At 67.0% G+C, this 14696-nt stretch carries 16 protein-coding genes; 6 read left to right on the top strand and 10 right to left on the bottom strand.

Annotated features, from left to right (window positions below; genetic code table 11):
• Window positions 1–5: 5 nt before the first annotated feature.
• From ABU113_RS10805 to ABU113_RS10785, 5 genes are read right to left on the bottom strand one after another with little or no spacing between them, the layout of a single operon-like run.
• A complete protein-coding gene (locus tag ABU113_RS10805) occupies window positions 6–1025 on the bottom strand; it encodes a zinc-dependent alcohol dehydrogenase family protein (protein WP_454559526.1) in 1020 nt (339 codons plus the stop codon).
• Entirely contained in the window at window positions 1022–1939 is a 918-nt protein-coding gene (locus ABU113_RS10800; protein WP_454559525.1) for a polysaccharide deacetylase family protein, read from the bottom strand. Before ABU113_RS10800 ends, ABU113_RS10805 begins: the two co-directional genes overlap by 4 nt.
• On the bottom strand, window positions 1936–2829 hold the full coding sequence (locus tag ABU113_RS10795) for a polysaccharide deacetylase family protein (protein ID WP_454559524.1): 894 nt from the start codon (window positions 2827–2829) through the stop codon (window positions 1936–1938). The genes ABU113_RS10800 and ABU113_RS10795 overlap by 4 nt, the downstream gene beginning before the upstream one ends.
• Window positions 2829–3512, bottom strand: a complete 684-nt coding sequence (locus ABU113_RS10790) for an isochorismatase family protein (protein ID WP_454559523.1) — start codon at window positions 3510–3512, stop codon at window positions 2829–2831. Before ABU113_RS10790 ends, ABU113_RS10795 begins: the two co-directional genes overlap by 1 nt.
• Window positions 3509–4441: a hydroxymethylglutaryl-CoA lyase gene (locus ABU113_RS10785; protein WP_454559522.1), complete on the bottom strand. Its 933-nt coding sequence runs from the start codon at window positions 4439–4441 to the stop codon at window positions 3509–3511. The genes ABU113_RS10790 and ABU113_RS10785 overlap by 4 nt, the downstream gene beginning before the upstream one ends.
• A 94-nt stretch (window positions 4442–4535) precedes the next feature.
• Here ABU113_RS10785 and ABU113_RS10780 point away from each other — a divergent pair, with 94 nt between their 5' ends.
• From ABU113_RS10780 to ABU113_RS10755, 6 genes are all read left to right on the top strand, one after another.
• On the top strand, window positions 4536–5720 hold the full coding sequence (locus tag ABU113_RS10780; protein WP_454559521.1) for a CaiB/BaiF CoA transferase family protein: 1185 nt from the start codon (window positions 4536–4538) through the stop codon (window positions 5718–5720).
• Between the two features lie 16 nt (window positions 5721–5736).
• Complete coding sequence (locus tag ABU113_RS10775; protein ID WP_454559520.1) at window positions 5737–7119, top strand: 3-isopropylmalate dehydratase large subunit; 1383 nt, start codon at window positions 5737–5739, stop codon at window positions 7117–7119.
• A 1-nt stretch (window position 7120) separates the two neighbouring features.
• On the top strand, window positions 7121–7750 hold the full coding sequence (gene leuD, locus ABU113_RS10770; protein ID WP_454559519.1) for a 3-isopropylmalate dehydratase small subunit: 630 nt from the start codon (window positions 7121–7123) through the stop codon (window positions 7748–7750).
• A 232-nt stretch (window positions 7751–7982) separates the two neighbouring features.
• The gene (locus ABU113_RS10765) at window positions 7983–9209 is read left to right on the top strand and encodes a class I SAM-dependent methyltransferase (protein ID WP_454559518.1); all 1227 of its coding nucleotides are present in this window, start codon (window positions 7983–7985) and stop codon (window positions 9207–9209) included.
• Entirely contained in the window at window positions 9206–9580 is a 375-nt protein-coding gene (locus ABU113_RS10760; protein WP_454559517.1) for a hypothetical protein, read from the top strand. The genes ABU113_RS10765 and ABU113_RS10760 overlap by 4 nt, the downstream gene beginning before the upstream one ends.
• A 67-nt stretch (window positions 9581–9647) precedes the next feature.
• Window positions 9648–10325 carry a hypothetical protein gene (locus tag ABU113_RS10755; protein ID WP_454559516.1) on the top strand — a complete coding sequence of 226 codons (678 nt, stop codon included), beginning with the start codon at window positions 9648–9650 and terminating at the stop codon, window positions 10323–10325.
• A 104-nt stretch (window positions 10326–10429) separates the two neighbouring features.
• On the opposite strand, the gene ABU113_RS10750 is transcribed toward ABU113_RS10755, so the two are convergent.
• The 5 genes from ABU113_RS10750 to ABU113_RS10730 all read right to left on the bottom strand — a co-directional run bounded on the left by ABU113_RS10750 (window position 10430) and on the right by ABU113_RS10730 (window position 14557).
• Window positions 10430–11062, bottom strand: a complete 633-nt coding sequence (locus ABU113_RS10750) for an isochorismatase family protein (RefSeq protein ID WP_454559515.1) — start codon at window positions 11060–11062, stop codon at window positions 10430–10432.
• Window positions 11059–11688 carry a 3-isopropylmalate dehydratase small subunit gene (leuD, locus tag ABU113_RS10745; RefSeq protein WP_454559514.1) on the bottom strand — a complete coding sequence of 210 codons (630 nt, stop codon included), beginning with the start codon at window positions 11686–11688 and terminating at the stop codon, window positions 11059–11061. The genes ABU113_RS10750 and leuD (ABU113_RS10745) overlap by 4 nt, the downstream gene beginning before the upstream one ends.
• Window positions 11685–13094, bottom strand: a complete 1410-nt coding sequence (leuC, locus tag ABU113_RS10740) for a 3-isopropylmalate dehydratase large subunit (protein ID WP_454559513.1) — start codon at window positions 13092–13094, stop codon at window positions 11685–11687. Before leuC ends, leuD (ABU113_RS10745) begins: the two co-directional genes overlap by 4 nt.
• 87 nt (window positions 13095–13181) lie before the next feature.
• Entirely contained in the window at window positions 13182–14150 is a 969-nt protein-coding gene (locus tag ABU113_RS10735) for an alpha/beta fold hydrolase (protein ID WP_454559512.1), read from the bottom strand.
• The gene (locus tag ABU113_RS10730; protein ID WP_454559511.1) at window positions 14150–14557 is read right to left on the bottom strand and encodes a c-type cytochrome; all 408 of its coding nucleotides are present in this window, start codon (window positions 14555–14557) and stop codon (window positions 14150–14152) included. The genes ABU113_RS10735 and ABU113_RS10730 overlap by 1 nt, the downstream gene beginning before the upstream one ends.
• Window positions 14558–14696 lie beyond the last annotated feature (139 nt).

Below are 14696 nucleotides of genomic sequence, written 5' to 3'. Positions count from 1 at the left end.
CGCTGTCAGTCGAACGCGATCAGCACCTTGCCGACATGTTCGCCGGATTTCAGGTAGGCATAGGCCTGCGGCACGTCGTTGAAGTGGAAGCGCTTGTCAATCACCGGCTTGATGCCGTTGGCCTCGACCGCGCGCAGCAGGCGGGCCAGCATGGCCTTGCTGCCCTCGGCAATGCCGCGGATGGTCAGGTTCTTGCCGATGATCGAGGTGTAGTTGGGCAGGCCGGAACTGACATTGCCGGCCAGTCCGCCGATGATCACCACCCGGGCATTGGCGGCGGCGGCGGCAATCGACAGCGACAGCGTGGCTTGGCCGCCGTTTTCCACGATGATGTCGGCGCCGGCGCCGCCGGTCTGGCGCATTAGCTCGGCCGCCCAGTCCTCATGCGTCCGGTAATTGATCAGGATGTCGGCACCCAGCGAGCGGGCGAACGCCAGCTTGTCGTCGCTCGACGAGGTGATGGCGACACGCGCGCCGTTCATCTTGGCGATCTGCAGCGCGAAGATCGACACGCCGCCGGTGCCCAGCGTCAGCACCAGGTCGCCGGCCTTCACCTGGCCGACCTCGACCACGGCATTCCAGGCGGTGAGCGCGGCCGAGGCGAGCGGCGCTGCCTGCTCGTCCGTCACGCTGTCCGGCACGCGGATCAGCGGCGCGGCCGGCACCCGCAGGCGCTCGGCAAGCCAGCCATCATGGGTGATGCCGATGTCGTAGGCGAAGGCGGTGGGGGAAAAGGCGCCATCCAGCCAGGTGACGAAGTGCGCGAAGATCACGCGGTCGCCCACGGCGACGTTGGTGACGCCGTCACCCAGTGCCACCACCTCGGCGATGCCTTCGGACACCGGGATGCGGTCTTCCGGTTTGCGGGCGCCGTAGGTGCCGGCCAGCACCAGCAGGTCGCGATGGTTGAGGCAGGCTAGGCGCGGTTTGAGGATGACCTCGCCGTGACCGGGCACCGGCTCCGGGCGGGTGACGGCGGTCAGTGAGTCGAGGCCGGTCTGCGATCCGATCTGATAGGCTTTCACTGCTGGCTCCTGAAGTGTTCGAGAATGTCGATGCCGCGGGCAAACCAGGTCTGCGGCCGCGCCGCGAGGTCGGCCAGCAGGTGTTCGAAGGCGTCCATGCGGTAGGGCAGGCCGATGATATAGGGCGTGAGATGCAGCGGCAGCAGGCGTCCGCCCCCTTCGCGGTCCGCTTCCGCCGCCAGCCAGTCGTGCGCATCGAGGATCTGCTCGGCGTAGCTGTCCACCGACTGCTGCTGGACATTGAGAATCTGGCGGTCGGACAGTTCGTGATTGAGCGGGATGTTCACCAGGCCATTGTTGAAGGCGTAGGGCAGCTCGTCGTTCACCCAGTCGCAGCAATAGGCGACACCGGCCTCCTTGAGCAGGCGCGGCGTGTTCCAGCTCTGCGAGCGGGCGATGGACAGCCAGCCGCTGGGGCGGGTGCCGCTGACCCGCTCAAGACTGTCCAGCGACTGGGCGATGAGCGCGCGTTCCGCGTCCTCGGGCAGGCCCGTGGCAATGGTGCCGTTCATGTCGGTCGTGTGGGCGATGATTTCGTGGCCGGCGGCGACGATGTCGCGGATGATCGACGGGTAGCGCTCGGCGATGGCGCCGTTGGCCGCCACCGATGCCCGCACGCCCGCCTTGGCGAAGGCGTCGAGCAGCCGGTAGAAGCCGACCCGCGTGCCATATTCCCGCGCCGTATAGTGGCGGTAGTCGGGGTAGGCCGTCTGCATGTGACCGGGGGCGCGAAATGGCGTGTCGCCGGGGATGATGGGAAACCACTCCAGGCTCACCACGGCCCACACGGCGACCGACTTGCCATCCGGCCAGGCCAGCGGCTTGCGGTCCTTCAGTGGCGACCAGTCGTACAGCGTGTGGTCATAGCCCAGTTGGCGATGGGGGTATTCAAGGTAGGCGGGATCGAGCGTCATGCCGGCACTCCCTGCTGGCCCTGCTGGGCAAACCAGTGGGTCGCGATGTCGCCGGCCCGCGTGATCCAGGCGCGCCCGTCGGCCGCGATATGCCGCAGCACCTCCTCGAAGGCGCCGATGCGATGCGGCTGGCCGATCAGGTAGCTGTGCAGCGGAATGCACATCACGGTGCCGGTGCCCTCGTCCGCCAGCCGCTGGTACTGGCGGATCAGCGTCCGGGCATAGTCCCTGGGGCTCATGTTGTAGATGAAGAAGCCGTAGTGGTCGTTGACCTCCAGGCTGTAGGGCATGGAGATCAGCCGGCCGCTCTTCACCTTCACCGGCATCGGCTGGTCGTCGTGGTAGAGATCGCAGGTGTAGTCGAGGCCGTATTCGGCGATCAGGTCCAGCGTGCGCGGCGTATGGGTCAGCGCCGGCGCCAGCCAGCCGCGAATGGTCTGCCCTGTCGCGTCGCGGACCGTGCGGATGGAGTCCTCGATGATGGCGCGCTCCTGCGCCTCGTCCATGCCATAGGAATAGCGGGTGTTGTAGATGCCGTGGCTGAAAAATTCCCAGCCCCGGGCGTTGGCGTCGGCGACCACGTCCGGGTGGTGCTGGCACAGCGCGATCGACAGCGACACCGAGCCGGGGAAGCCATGTTTGCTCATCACATCGGCCATGCGCCAGTGACCGACGCGGTTGGCATGATCGCGGTGGCTGTAGCCCACCACGTCCGGGTGCGGTTTGGTCCAGCTCTTGCGGTGCGGGTTGGCCGGCGGGTCGATCTCGTAATATTCGAGGTTGGGCGACACCCACACCGCGACCGACTTGTCGCCGGGCCAGCGGATCACCGGGCGATCGCGATAGGCCGCGAAATCATAGAGTGCCGGATCGGGCGCGCCGTCGTGCATCAGCGGGACTCCAGCCAGTCGATCACCACCTGCACCGGTTCGACATCGGCGTATTTCAGCTGCAGGTCGGTCAGGTTGGCGAAGTGGAAGCTCTCGTGCTTGTCGGCGCAGGTCTCGATCGGCACGATGGTGCGGTAACCGCGGCTCAGCGCATCGACGGCGGTTGCCCGCACGCAGCCCGACGTGCTGCCGCCGGTCACCACCACGGTGTCGACCTTGTGCCAGACCAGCAGACTCTGCAACGGCGTCTCGAAGAAGGCCGAGGGCATCCGCTTGGTGTAGATCATATCCTCGGGGCGGATGTCGCAGCGGTCGTCGAAGGCGTGGCGGCGGCTGCCATATTTGATGTTCTGCAACGAGTCGGGCGTGTTGGTGCGGGTGCCCCAGACACCGGCGTCCGCGGCGTCCTCGGCATAGGCGACGTGGGTCCATATCACCGGCATGCCCTTGGCCCGCGCCAGCGCCGAGATGGTGTTGGTATGCTCGATCTGGCGCGGATCGGTTTCATAGGCGGTCTTGAACTCGTCGATCCGGGTGTAGGCGTTCTGGAAGTCGACGTTGACGATGGCGAGCTTGCTGCCGAAGCCGAACTTGGTCCGGCCGGGGTTGGCCATCACTTCCTCGAAAATCTGGCGCGCGGTCTTGCCGTCGCAGACCATGCGAGTCCCGACGATATCGCTCATGCCTGGGTCCTCCAGCCTTTGGGTAATCCTGCATCCGGCACGAAGCCGTACAGCGCCTCGCCCGGCAAAGCGGCGGCCAGAATTGACCGCACAGCGACCAGGGCGTCAATGTCGATGCCGGTGCGCAGGCCCATGGCCTCCAGCATGAACACCAGGTCCTCGGTGACGATGTTGCCCGAGGCGCCGGGCGCGAACGGGCAGCCGCCCAGCCCGCCCAGCGAGGCATCCAGCGTGGTCAGTCCGCACTCCAGCGCCATCAGCGCGTTGGCCAGCCCCAGGCCCCGGGTGTTGTGCAGGTGGATGCCGGTGAGGGCCGCGTCACCCGCGACCCCGCGCACCAGGCCGATCAACCGCTTGACCGCCGCCGGATCGGCATAGCCGGTGGTATCGGACAGGCCGACCTCGTCGCAGCCGGCCGCCATCAGGGCCTCCGCCAGGCGGGCCACCTGCGCGTCGGGAATAGCGCCTTCCAGCGTGCAGCCGAACACGGTGGACAGCGAGCCTTCGAAATGCGGGCGCTGCGCCTCGGGCAGGGCGCGGATCATGTCGGCGATCGCCCGGGCCTCGTCGAGCACCTGGGCGTGGGTGCGGCGCAGGTTGGCGAGGCTGTGCGTCTCGCTCACCGACAGCGGCAGGGTCAGCTTGTGGGCGCCAGCGGCGATGGCGGCCTCGGCGCCACGGGCGTTGGGCACCAGCACGGCCACGGTCAGCCCCGGGATGGCGCGGGCATGCGCGACGATCTCGGCGGTATCCGCCAGCTGGGGCAGGAGCTTGGCGGGCACGAAGCTGCCCACCTCGATCTCGCGCACCCCGGCGGCGGCCTCGGCGTCGATCCAGGCCTTCTTGGCCTCGGTGGGCATGAGGGCCTTGATGCTCTGCAGGCCGTCGCGCGGCCCTACTTCGCTTACCAGAATGTCGATGTCAGCCATGATTTCGTCCGGTCTTCGGTCATTTCGCGGGTTGCCATCCCATCACATGCCCGGTGCGGCCTAGATGGGGCCGGAATTACGGAGAACTGACCGAATGTCGGATACTGACGAACTGCCGCTGGCGGGCCTGAAAGTCGTGGAACTCACCCATATGGTGATGGGGCCGTCAACCGGCCTGATCCTGGCCGACATGGGTGCGGAGGTCGTGCGCATCGAGCCGCCCGGCGGTGATCGCACCCGTCGCCTGCTGGGCTCCGGCGCCGGCTATTACCCGATGTACAACCGCAACAAGCAGAGCCTGTGCCTTGACCTGAAGAAGCCCGAGGGGCTGGCGGCGGCGAAGCGGCTGGCACTGGCCGCCGACATCGTGGTCGAGAACTTCCGCCCCGGCACGCTGGACCGGCTGGGGCTGGGCTATGCGGCGCTCGCGGCGGAGAACCCGCGTCTGATCTATTGTTCCGCCAAGGGCTTCCTGGCCGGCCCCTACGAGAACCGGGCAGCGCTCGACGAAGTGGCGCAGATGATGGGCGGGCTTGCCTATATGACCGGCCCGCCGGGGCGGCCGCTGCGGGCCGGCGCGTCGGTGATCGACGTGACGGGCGGCATGTTCGGCGTCATCGGCATTCTCGGCCTGCTGGAGCGGCGCCACCGCACCGGCAAGGGCGGCTACGTGAAGTGCTCGCTTTACGAGACCACCGCTTTCCTGGTCGGCCAGCACATGGCGCAGAAGGCGGTTACCGGCAAGGCGGCGGCACCGATGCCGGCGCGCATCTCCGCCTGGGCGATCTACGACGTGTTCGCGACGGCCAACGACGGCCAGATCTTCATCGGTGTGGTGAGTGATGCCCAGTGGCAGGCGTTCTGCGCCGCCTTCGACCTCAAGGCGTTCGCCGAGGACCCCAGTCTGGCGCTCAACAATGACCGCGTGCTGGCGCGCGACCGCATCCTGCCGGTGATCCGCGAGATTTTTGCCGGCATGGATCGCGACGCCCTGCTTGCCAAGTGCGAGGCCATCGGCCTGCCGGTGGCGCCGATCGCCCGGCCGGAGGACCTGTTCGACGATCCGCACCTCAACGCCTCCGGCGGCCTGGTGGACCTCACCCTGCCGGGCGGCGCGCCGGCGCGGCTGCCGGCCCTGCCGGTCGAGATCGATGGCGGACGTCTGGGCGTGCGTCACGACCTGTGCGAGCCCGGCGCGGACACGCGCGCGGCGCTGGCGGCGGCGGGCTACAGCGAGGCCGAGATCGCCGCCCTGCTGGCCGATGGCGCCGCGGGCTGAACCCGGGACCTGAAACATGCCCAGTACGCCTCTGACTCTGTTCGACAAACTGTGGAACGACCACCAGGTCGCCAGCATCCCCGGCGGCGGCCTGATCCTCATCGACCGGATATTGCTGCACGAACGCACCGGCGGCATCGCGCTGCAGAGTCTGGCGGACTCCGGCCGGGCGGTGGCGGCGCCGGCGCAGGTGTTCGCCACCATGGACCATGTCGTGGACACCCTGCCAGGGCGCACCGACCGCACCATCATGCCCACCGGCACCGATTTCATCCGCGCCACGCGGGAACAGGCCCATGCCGCCGGCATCACCCTGTTCGACATCGGTGACCCGGGGCAGGGGATCGTGCATGTCATCTCGCCGGAACAGGCCATCGTGCTGCCGGGCGTGACCCTGGTCTGCCCGGACAGCCATACCTGCTCGCAGGGCGCGCTGGGCGCACTGGCCTGGGGAATCGGCTCCACCGAGGCCGAGCACGCGCTGGCGACCCGGACCCTGCGCGTCGCCCGGCCCCGGACCATGCGCGTCACTGTGTCGGGCCGGCTGGCGCCCGGCGTCACCGCCAAGGACCTGGCGCTGCATATCCTGGCCCGTCATGGCTCGGGTGGTGCCAAGGGGCATGTCGTTGAATATGCCGGCGAGGCGGTGCGGGCGCTGGACGTCGAGGCGCGCCTCACCCTGTGCAACATGGCGACCGAATTTTCCGCCTTCACCGCCATCATCGCCCCGGACGAGACGGTGTTCGACTATCTCAAGGGGCGGGCCTATGCGCCGCAAGGGGCGGCCTGGGAGGCGGCGGTCGCCTACTGGCGGACGCTGCGCTCCGACGACGACGCCGTGTTCGATGCCGAGATCGCCGTCGACGCCACCGAGGTGGCGCCGATGATCAGCTGGGGCACCAGCCCGCAGGACGCGGTGCCCATCGACGGGCGAGTGCCGGCGACGGCCGCCGCGCGACCGCTGGAATACATGGGGCTCAGCCCGGATCTGCCGCTGCTGGGGCTGCCGATTGACGCCGCCTTCATCGGGTCATGCACTAACAGCCGCCTGTCCGACCTGCGTCGGGCGGCGGCGTTGCTGGAAGGTCGGCGGGTCGCCCCGGGCGTCAAGGCCATCTGCGTGCCCGGTTCGACGGCGGTCAAGCAGGCGGCGGAAGCCGAGGGGCTCGATCGCGTGTTCAAGGCCGCCGGCTTCGAATGGCGCGAGTCCGGCTGTTCGATGTGCTTCTTCTCCGGTGGCGAGAGCTTTGGAACGCGCCAGCGGGTGGTGACCTCCACCAACCGCAATTTCGAGAGCCGGCAGGGCCCGGAAACACGCTCCCATCTGGCCAGTCCGGAAACCGTCGCGGCCAGTGCCATCGCCGGCCGCATCGCCGATCCCCGAACCCTGGGGTGCTGACATGGAACCTTTCGTCCGACTGACCGCCGTCGCCGCGCCGCTGCTGCGGGACAACATCGACACCGATGCCATCATCCCGTCGCGCGAGATGCGCTCGGTATCCAAGCGCGGTCTTGCCGACGGGCTGTTCGCCGGCTGGCGCTATACCCGGATCGGCGGGCGCGAGCCCAATCCGGACTTCGTGCTGAACCGGCCCGATTATGCCGGCACGCGCATTCTGCTTGGTGGTGCCAATTTCGGGTGCGGTTCCAGCCGCGAGCACGCGGCCTGGGCGCTGGCGGAATATGGCGTACGGGCCATCCTGGCACCGTCGTTCAACCCGATTTTCCATGGCAACTGCATTCGTAACGGCATTGTGCCGGTGGTGCTCGCCGCCGAGGCCATCGCGGCACTGGCAGCGGATATCGCCACGGCGCCGCAGGCCCGACCGCTCACCGTTGATCTTGAGGCCTGTACCGTTGCCACCGCCGATGGCCAGACCCAGGGCTTCGTCATGGCCGACGAAGCGCGCGACATGCTGCTGCACGGCCTGGACGCCATTGACCTGACCCTGCGCGACAAGGCGGCCATCGACGCGTTTATCGACGTCGACCGCCAGCGTCGCGGCTGGGTCTATCGCGCGACCACCTGATTCCTCGATTGCCGCGACATCATGCACGCCGCCGGGCTCTTGAGGCCCGGCGGCGTTGTCCGTTGGCGCGGGATGGGCCGGTTGGCGGGCGGTTTTTATCCGCTGGTTGGATAGTTGCCGCGCGTTCGCCCGTCGCGCGCGGTCCGATTGACATTTGTCATGTCTGAATTTCGGGCCGCCCTCGACAGTCGGCGACAGGCACCGATGCCTGACGACAGACGGAGCAACGCCGATGACGCAAGACAATCTGCCTCCTCCCTATACCAAGGTTGCCCGGCACGGGATGTTCCCCGTGCCGCAGCATGACGAGGTTGCGCGCTACAATTACCTGACGCTGTTCAATCGGTACCTCTCCGGCACCGTCGGCGCCGGTAACAGGATCGCCTACGACACGCGGGTGCTGCCGGCGTTCCGCGCCGAGCATGGCCGCGATCCGCAGGACCGCATGGAAGTGCGTGATGCGATGAACCGCGATCCGTGGCACCGCTTCTGGACCGCCATCAAGCGCAACAGCATGGAGATGCGCCAGCAGAACGGCCGCGCTATCGTGCTGCGACAGCTCGACGACCTGGATGCCCGTGCCCGCGCCCACAACGAAGGCGCCACGACCCTGCAACTCGACCCGACAATGCAGCAGCCGCGCTACATGACGGCGGTCGACATCCATTGCATGCCGGGTGGCTATGCCGGCGAGGAGCGTCCCGGTGACGTATCGGCCGGCGCCAACTACGACTCCGGTCTGTTCGCCACCACCGGCGGTGCGTTGGGCGCCTATTCCGACGGCGGCGGCCAGGCGCTGGTTGCCTGGGCGAAGGCCAACCGGCCGGACTGGAAGCCCAGGCGCATCCTCGATATCGGCTGCACCATCGGCCACAACGCCGTGCCGCTGGCCCAGGGTTTCCCAGAAGCCGAGGTGGTCGCCATCGACACCGCCGCACCGGTGCTGCGCTACGGTCACGCCCGCGCCAAGGCGCTGGGGGTCAACAACATCACCTTCGTTCAGGCCAATGCCGAGGATCTGTCGCGCTTCGAGGCCGGTTCGTTCGACTGGGTGCAGACCACCATGTTCCTGCACGAGCTGTCCTACGGCTCGATGCGGGCGATCATGGCCGAGATCGGTCGCGTGCTGGCGCCGGGCGGGCTGATGCTGCACGTCGAGCAGCCGCAGTACACGCCGGAGATGCCGCTGTTCGAGCAGTTCATGCGCGACTGGGATGCCTTCAACAATAACGAGCCCTTCTGGTCGGCCATGCACGGCATCGACCTGCCGGCGATGATGGCCGAGTTCGGCTTCCCCGCCGACAGCCAGTTCAAGGTTGGCGTCAAGGCGGTGGCCGATAAATCGGTGTTCCCGGCTTCGCCTAGCGGAGAGAAGGAAGATTATGGCCGGGCGGCTTCCTGGAACGCCTATGGTGCGTGGAAGCCCGTCAATGTGATCCAGATGGGAGAAGCAGCATGATCGCGACCACCACGACGCAGAGCATCGACTGGATCGAACGGGCGGGCGCCCGGCCGAAGGGGCGCCGGCCGATGATCAACGGCGACATCGCCCTCGAACAGCTGACCTCGATCCTGATGGCGGTTACCGCCGAGGTGTCGGTGCTGCGGGAGCGGCTTGATACCGTCGAGCGGCTGCTGGAGGCCAAGGGCAGCATCACCCGTGCCGATATCGAGGCCTATGCGCCGGATGACGCCGCGGGTCGTGAGCGCGGCCTGATGACCAGGGCCTATATCGCCCGGGTCATGCGCGGCATGCAGCAAACGATGGAGGCGATGGACAGCTTCGATCCCCCGATCGACGACATTGCCGAGGAATTGAGCCGAGGCTGACACGAAACGGCACCGCCGGGGCACATCCCGGTTCTCGACCATAGAAGGAAGAAAAGGGAAGAGCATAATGTTTGCAGAATTGGATGTGCTCCGGTGGGTGCATATCATCGCCATGGTCTACTGGCTGGGTGGTGAATGGGGTGTCTTCCAGACCTCCTACAATATCGTCAATCACCGGCTGACGATGGAAGAACGGCGGCGTCACCTAGAGACGGCCTATCGCATCGATATTCTGGCCCGCACGGGCATTCTCATGCTGCTGCCGCTGGGCCTGCACATGGGCCACCTGTTTGGCATCCAGCCCTATGGCGGCCACTGGCTGACCTTGATGTGGGTGGTGATGCTGAGCTGGCTGGCGCTGACCTGGTCGGCGTTCCTCACCCGCGAGACCGATACCGGCATCCGTCTGACCAAGATCGACGAGTATCTGCGCTATATCCTGATCCCGGCGATCTTCATCGTCTGCATCACGTCGTTGCTGGGCTATGGGCCGCTCAACACCGGTCCTGGCATGTACTGGTATCCGGCCAAGCTGGGGCTCTACGGCTTCACCCTGATCATCGGCCTTGGCCTGCGTTACATCATGCGGGCCTGGACTACCCGGTTCCGGGTGCTGGCACTGGGCCCGAACCCGGCCGAGGAGGCCGCGCTGGCGCGGGAAGTCGCCTTCGGCCGCTGGATGGCCTACGTTTACTGGATCACCATTTCGGGCATCTGCTTCCTGGGCGCCACCAAGCCCTTCTGAGCACGAAAAGCCTGCAACGAAAAAACCTCCGCAGGGGTCACCTTGCGGAGGTTTTTCATGTCCGGTGGCGGGCGTCGCGCGCGGCGGCGGGCGCCGGCCGCCGACTATTTCAGGCCAGCGAGGAACGCCAGTGCCTCGGCCTCGCTCACCACGTCGGCATATTTCGCGTTCATGTCGAACAGGTTGGCCTCATGAGGGGCGGCGTGACGGTCACCGCAGGCCTCGGCGATCACCGCCGTCTTGAAGCCGTGGGACATGGCGTCAACGCAGCTGGCGCGCACGCAGCCGCTGGTGGTGAGGCCGGTCAGCAGCACGCTGTCGATGCCGGCGGCGGTCAGTGTCGCGGCGAGCGAGGTGCCGAAGAAGGCGCTGGGATACTGCTTGGGCACCACCAGTTCGTCGTCGTGGGCGACCAGACCCGGACCCCAGGCGCCCATCGGGTTGCCCTGGGTGAAGTTGCGCAGCGGTCTGGCCTTCTCGAAGAAGCGCCCGCCATTGATGCCGCTGGGGTGATAGACGACGTTGGTGAGAATGACCGGCACGCCGGCGGCACGGGCGGCAGCGCGCACCCGCAGCGCGGACTCGAGGGCGCTGACGGCGCCCTCGCCGGCGAACAGATCGCAGTCGGGTTCGTAATAAGCCTGGCAGAAATCGATCAGGATCAGCGCCGGGCGCTGGCCGAAGCCGACGCGGTTGTTGTAGGCGCGCGCGTAGTTGGCGGCCAGGTCGTTGCTCATGGACGGGCTTCCTCTTCGAACAGCCAGGGCTGGACGGCGCGATGCCGGGTTTCAAACACGGCGATATCCTTGCCATGGGCGTTGAGCAAGACCGCCGTCTCGTCCCAGCCGTTGATGAGCGCCTGTTTACGATCGGGGGCAATGGCGAAGGAGAGGGGCGCCATGCCCTCGACGGCGATGATCTGCCCCGGCAGGTCGATGGTCAGCTCGGCACCGGCTTCAGCGAGGGCGGCGAGACGCGCGACATCAGCGGCGGGCAGCGTGACGGGCAGAACACCATTGCGGTAGCAGTTGGCATGGAAAATCTCGCCGAAACTGGGCGCGATCACGCAGCGGATGCCCCGCCCGAGCAGCGCCCACACCGCCTGTTCCCGGCTCGAACCGGAGCCGAAATTGGCACCGGCGACCAGGATCGGTGCATCGCGCCAGGGCGCGCGGTTGAGCACGAACTCCGGGCGTTCCTGCCCGTCGGCGGTGAACCGCCGGTCGTGGAAGGCATAGTTCCCCAGACCGTCGCGGGCAGTGATCAGCAGGAAACGCGCGGGATAAATGACATCGGTGTCGATGTTCTCCTCCGGCAGCGAGGCCGCGATACCGGTGAGGCTGGTGAAGGGCTGGATGGTCACGACAGCAGCTTTCGAACGTCGATGAGGTGGCCGGCGATGCCGGCGGCGGCGGCCATGGCCGGGCTCATCAGGTGGGTGCGTCCCCCCGGGCCCTGGCGGCCCTCGAAATTGCGGTTCGAGGTGCTGGCGCAGCGTTCGCCGGGCGCCAGGCGGTCATCGTTCATGGCAACGCACATCGAGCAGCCGGCATGACGCCATTCGAATCCGGCGGCGGTGAAAATACTGTCCAGTCCCTCGGCCTCGGCCTGTTGTCTGGTCTGTGTCGAGCCCGGTACGACAATGGCCTGCACGCCGGCCGCCACCGTGCGGCCGCGCACGACCTCGGCCGCCGCGCGCAGGTCTTCGATCCGGCCATTGGTGCACGAGCCGATGAACACCCGCTGGATCGCCACCTGCTCCAGTGGCGTGCCGGGCTTGAGGTCCATGTAGGCCAGCGCTTTCTCCGCGTGCCGCCGGGCGCTGTCGTCGGCGATGGCGGCCGGATCGGGGATCGTCGCCGTGATCGGCAGCGCCTCGTCCGGGCTGGTGCCCCAGCTCACGTGTGGCGCGATGCCGGCGAGATCGAGCGTCACCTGCTTGTCGTAGCCGGCGCCCACGTCGGTCCGCAATGTCCGCCAGTACGCCACCGCCTGGTCCCAGCGGCTGCCCCTGGGCGCCATCGGCCGACCGCGCAGATAGGCAAACGTGGTATCGTCCGGGGCAACGAGGCCAATGCGGCCGCCGGCCTCGATGGTCATGTTGCACAAGGTCATGCGGGCGGCCATCGACATCGCTTCAACCGCGGGGCCGGCATATTCGACGGCGTGGCCCTGGGCGCCAAGCGCGCCAACCTTGGCGATGAAAGCCAGCGCCACATCCTTCGCGGTGACGTGCGCCGGCAGGGTGCCAACGAGCTCGACCCGCATGGTCCTGGCCTTGCGCTGCTTCAGGCACTGGGCAGCCATCACCGTGCCGCACTCGCTGGCACCGATGCCGAAAGCCAGCGCGCCGAACGCGCCATGGGTGGTGGTGTGGCTGTCGCCGCAGACCAGTGTGATGCCCGGCAGGGTGAAGCCGCTCTCGGGACCGATGACATGGACGATGCCCTGGCCATCGCCCGTCAGCGCGCGATAGGGCACGTCGAACGCGGCGGCGTTTTCCTCCAGCTCGGCGACCTGGGCGCGTGCCAGCGGGTCGGCAATGTCGCCGCCACGCTGCCGGGTCGGTACTGCATGGTCGGCAACCGCGAGGTGTGTCCGTGGCCGGCGCAGTCGCCGGCCTGCCGCGCGCAAGGAGGCAAAGGCCTGCGGGCTGCTGACTTCATGGACCAGATGGCGGTCGATATAGAGCAGGGTTTCGCCGGTGGGCAGCTCGGCGACGGCATGGCTGTGCCAGAGCTTGTCATAGAGGGTCTGTGGAGCCGTCAACGCATCGGTTCCCGTGGCAAGAATCGTGGACAAGGAGTCACGACAGGGCGGGTTGCCACCTGGTGTCCCGCCCTGTCGTGCATGTTATCAGCGATTCGGCGTGGCGGCTTCAATATAGGCCGACAACAGTTGCTCGAAGCGCTCCGGCACTTCAACCGGCGGATAGTGGCCGACATCCGGCATGATGACCCGCGAGATCTGGGCCTGCTTCAGATATTCGGCGATCCGGTAGGCGGCCGATTCCGGCAACAGGTGATCACTTCCGCCCCATAGCAGCAGGGTCGGCGCCTTCACCTGCGACATCAATGTCGTGGCTTCCTTGCCATCGCCGATCCGGGCCACCATGGCGACAGGATATTTCTCAGGCGTGCGGCGGTTGAAGTCGTAATATTCCTCGCGCTTGGCGGCGGAAATTCGTTTGGGGTCGCCGGCGAAGTACGACAGGTACTCGTTCCAGAACGTCATGTCCTGGAAACCGGTCGCCTTGGCTTCCGCCTGCGCCTTGATGAAGCTTTCCGGCATCACCAGGTGGTCGGTCTTGACGGGGTCGGATGGCGTGTTGGACAGGATCAGCCGCTCCACCAGGTCCGGCCGCCTGGCGGCAAGGAACATGCCGAGCGTGCCGCCGGAGGAGACGCCGACGAAGGTGATCTTGTTGACACCCAGCTGCGCCAGCAGTTTCTCGGCGATGTCGGTCGGCTGTACGTTTTTCGCCACCTCGTCGGACACCCGCCCGGAAAGGCCGTAGCCCGGAATATCGTAGCGGATGACCCGGTATTTCGACTTCAGGCGATCGGCGATGCGGTCCCAGGTGCGCAGCGAACTGGCCGAGCCATGGACCATCAGGATCGCCGGCCCCTGACCTTCGTCCTTGTAATAGACCTCGGCACCGTCAATGTTGGCGATACGGCCGGCCGGGTCCTGGTACTTGGCGCGCAGCGCCTCGATGGTCAGGTAGGGCTTGTCGGATTGGGCGGGGGACTGAGCGAAGGCGGAGGCGCCCAGCAGGGTCGAGGCCAGCGCGATCGCGGCGACGGTGCGGCGTACAGCGGACATCACTTGCCTTTCAGGGTCGAGAGATAGGCGATCATGTCCGCCCGGGCCTTCGGGTTGGCCATGCCGGCGAAAGCCATCTTGGTGCCCGGCACCATCGCCGAGGGTCGCTTCAGCCAGGTGTCGAGCGTCTCGGGTGTCCAGGTGATGTTGGCCTTTGTCAGCGCCGGCGAGAACTTGTAGCCAGGAACCGCGGCCGCCTTGGCGCCAACGATGCCCGCCAGATTCGGGCCGACGCCGTTCTTGCCGCCAACATCGACGGTATGGCAGGCGCGGCACTGCAGAAACAGCTTGGCGCCCGCCTTGGCGTCGCCTGCCGGTGCCGCGGCCTGGGCGCTGGTGGCGGCCAGTGCGAGGAACGTGCCGGCAACGATCGCCGAAAGAGAGCGGTGGGATTTCCTGTGGTGCATCACGCGACTTCCCTCTTTACCTCATTACATGCATACCCGCCGCAGCGCGGACGAGGATGCTGTCATTGTTGATTTAGCCTGTTTTACATGAGCGCAGTCTGAACAGTGCCAGGCTGATGGCCCTCGGTGTGCAGCCTAG

It is taken from the genome of Parapedomonas caeni (genome assembly GCF_041060555.1).
Lineage (GTDB): Bacteria > Pseudomonadota > Alphaproteobacteria > Sphingomonadales > Sphingomonadaceae > CAUJIW01.
The sequence above is the reverse complement of the archived record's forward strand: the minus strand, read 5'-3'. Positions and strand labels throughout refer to the sequence as shown.